General features: G+C 58.9%; 1 protein-coding gene and 1 pseudogene. Both read left to right on the top strand.

Translation table 11 applies throughout. The features are described from left to right. Positions 1 to 82: pseudogene (locus XH81_RS04825) on the top strand (transposase); the annotation flags it as partial. Between the two features lie 1427 nt (positions 83 to 1509). Continuing rightward, complete coding sequence (locus XH81_RS04830) at positions 1510 to 3006, top strand: MATE family efflux transporter (protein WP_271596018.1); 1497 nt, start codon at positions 1510 to 1512, stop codon at positions 3004 to 3006. Positions 3007 to 3118: the final 112 nt, after the last annotated feature.

Below are 3118 nucleotides of genomic sequence, written 5' to 3' on the forward strand. Positions count from 1 at the left end.
CGACCAATCCGATCGAGCGCCTCAACGGCGAGATCAAGCGGCGGACTGAGGTGGTTGGCATCTCCCAAATGAAGACGCCATCGTTCTGATGCCTTCCGACCCGCCGGAAAATTGGCGGTGACCTCCCGGTCAGCTACACCACTATGGGAGTACGCCGTGCCAAGCTGATGATTGCAAGTCTCGGTCGCGGCTTGCCTGCTACGGCTTTGGCCGGATGGGACTTCGGACGTGTATGGGACGCCCATTGGTCAAGCCGAAGCAAGGTTGCAGAAAACGCGAGCGGCCTCCCTCGGCTAGTGACTAGAGGTTATGGCTCATCTCCGGGCGCTGGGACATTCTTGCTTGAACAACTACGAGGCTTCTGCGCGCCACTTCGCCTGCTTGCTCGTCAGGGTAAGGTTCGCAGTAGGCAAGGTCGAAAGGAGCACGGGTTCCTTTTGCGCGGCATCGCTGCCGCCGTCCCGGCATTCGCCGAGTGAAGGCTCATCCGAGAAATACGTGAGGCGAACGCGCAGGTTTGTCGATGTTTGGTTGAGCGCGGCGTCGTGCCACACGTGAGGAGTACGTCGCTAGGTTTCGACGGGGATGTGATCGAGGTTCCAGCAGCGGCTGAGGCGCCACGTCCATCGCGTGCCAGATGCTCAAAGAATGCCAGCATTAGCGGCGCATCGAGCTGCTCGAGTCTGACCTTGGCCGGCGTTGTCTTGAGCCGGCCAGATAGAAGACGAGCGGGGGTTGGAAGATCTGCGCATGCGCCTCGCAGGTGCGCCGGCCTGCCCAGCTCTATTTGAGAGATCCTGAGGACTCGAATGCTTGAACCGAGCCGAGCAGTAACCTTGCACGGCTCGCCTTCGCTGACGCTTCTTACTATCGGCACTGAAAGTGTAGGCCTCAGACGCGCATAATCGTTGGTTTCAATCGGTTCTCAATACTTTGGCGTGCAGAGTTCCCGTCCGCATGAATGGACGAATTGCTCAGCGCACATATCCCGGCAATCCCTGCGACATTGAAATCGAGCGTCTCTGAAGTCTTGTTAGGTTTGCGACCTACTGTCAGCTCCGCTACACATGGCTGGAGCAAAAGCCTTAGAAGGCGAGCCCTCGCAGTTGGCACGAGCCTTGAAGGGGAGATGTGCTCCAGATCTCATGCTTACGGACGTCGCAGTGACGTACTATATGATTTTAGCCCTTGAGCTCAGGGATGCGTCGCGAGAGAATTCGACGGTGCCGATGTCGATATGCCATAATCGATCAGACCGTAGTCCAGCTCGCGCCGCCCCCTATCGTGCAGTGCCGGAATGGACCGTTTGGCCTGTCGGTGGTGCCTGCTGTGCGCAACGCACGAGAAAAGGTCCGTTCGCTCCGGCGAAGCGCTGTCAACGGGACGGAGCTGCTCTTATTCAGTCGGCGAAAGGCTGAATGGAGAGCTGGTCCAAGCCGACTGCACGCTTGCCTCACGCGCAGTTACGCTAGCCTGCGCGGCACTGCGCATCTGAAGAGGATACTCCCGATGAGACATGAGATCGTTGGGCGAGGCAAACAATGCAGCACGACGTCGATGAACAAAATCACCGAGGCAAAGCCGTCGCGCCCTCGCGGCACGGACTGGCGAGACGGCCGATCTGCTCATCACCTTGCTGTCGAGCTCAGAGAAACCGCGAAACTCGCGTGGCCGATGGTGCTGACGCAGGTTGGACAGGTAACCATGATGACGACCCATCTTGCTTTCATAGGACGAATCGGCGCGGAGGCGCTGGCTGCGGCAGCGCTGGCCAGCAGGGTCTATCTCGTTAGTTTCACCCTCGGCGCGACTCTGCTGGCGGCCATCGCACCTTTGTCCGCGCAGGCCTTTGGCGCGGACAATCTAAGAATTGTACGGCGCTCGCTGCGCATGGGGCTCTGGGCCGCGCCCCTCCTATCGCTGCCAATCATGGCGTTTGCGCTGCGAGGAGAGCAGCTACTTCTCGCTTTTGGCCAGGAGGCGGACACGGCGCGGCTAGCCCAGCAATATCTGTTCGGGCTCACGTGGGGCGCGGCACCGGCCCTGTGGTTTCAGGCAATCCGCAGCTTTATGGGCGCGGTTAACAGGCCTGAGCCGATTTTCTGGATTACGCTCGCGGCCACCCCCATCAACGCATTGCTGGCTTATCTGTTGATTTACGGCAAGCTCGGCCTGCCCCGACTAGAGTTGTTCGGGGCTGGTCTTGCGACTACGCTGGTGAACTGTGGGACGTGTTTGGCCAGCTTGTATTTCGCCAAAATGCGCCACCCGTTCCGTGACTACCATGTACTTGCTCATCTCTGGCGCTTCGATTGGCCCTCAATGCGACAGCTGTTGGTTATCGGCGCGCCGATTTCAATCGCCTCCTTGATCATGTACGGCCTATTTTTGGCCATAGCGCTCCTCGCGGGCCTGATCAGCATCCGCGCTCTCGCCGCTCATCAGATCGCGGCCCAGGTCGCCGCCATCCTGTTCATGATCTCTTTCGGCATCAGCATGGCCGCGGCTGTGCGCGTTAGCCATGCGGTTGGCCGCAAGGACGCTCCAGGCATCAAGCGGGCAGGTCTGGCCGCGATGCTCCTTGGCATCGCCATCGCCGCGATGCTGACTCTTGCAGTTGTCGTCGCGCGTTTCGGGATAGCCAAGTTGTTTCTGGGCGAATCGGCCGGCGATGCTGACGCGACGACTGAACTAGCTGCAAAGCTCCTCTTGGTGGGCGCGAGCGTTTTTGTCGCCGATGCTGCCCAGAGCATTGCGGCGGGCGGGCTACGTGGACTCAGAGATACGCGGACGCCGCTTCTGCTAGGCTGCATTGCTTACTGGCTTATCGGCTTCTCGCTTAGCTACGTGCTGAGTTTTACAATTGGACTTGGCGCCATTGGTATCTGGATTGGCCTATCAATCGGGACGACCGTCTACGCGGGACTCCTCATCATGCGTTTCCAGCTGCTGGCAAACAGGGTTGCTCTCGAAGCCAGTTCTTTGACCGCTAAACTACGGTCATGACAGGCCAACGCGTGAGAATTCCAGCAACTCTCTTGCTGAGCTATCCGATGCATATGAACAAATGTCGAAACAAAGGCGGGACTTCATGTTCTATTCCGCAAATCAGGCGAAG

It is taken from the genome of Bradyrhizobium sp. CCBAU 25360 (assembly GCF_028128695.1).
Classification (GTDB): domain Bacteria; phylum Pseudomonadota; class Alphaproteobacteria; order Rhizobiales; family Xanthobacteraceae; genus Bradyrhizobium; species Bradyrhizobium ottawaense.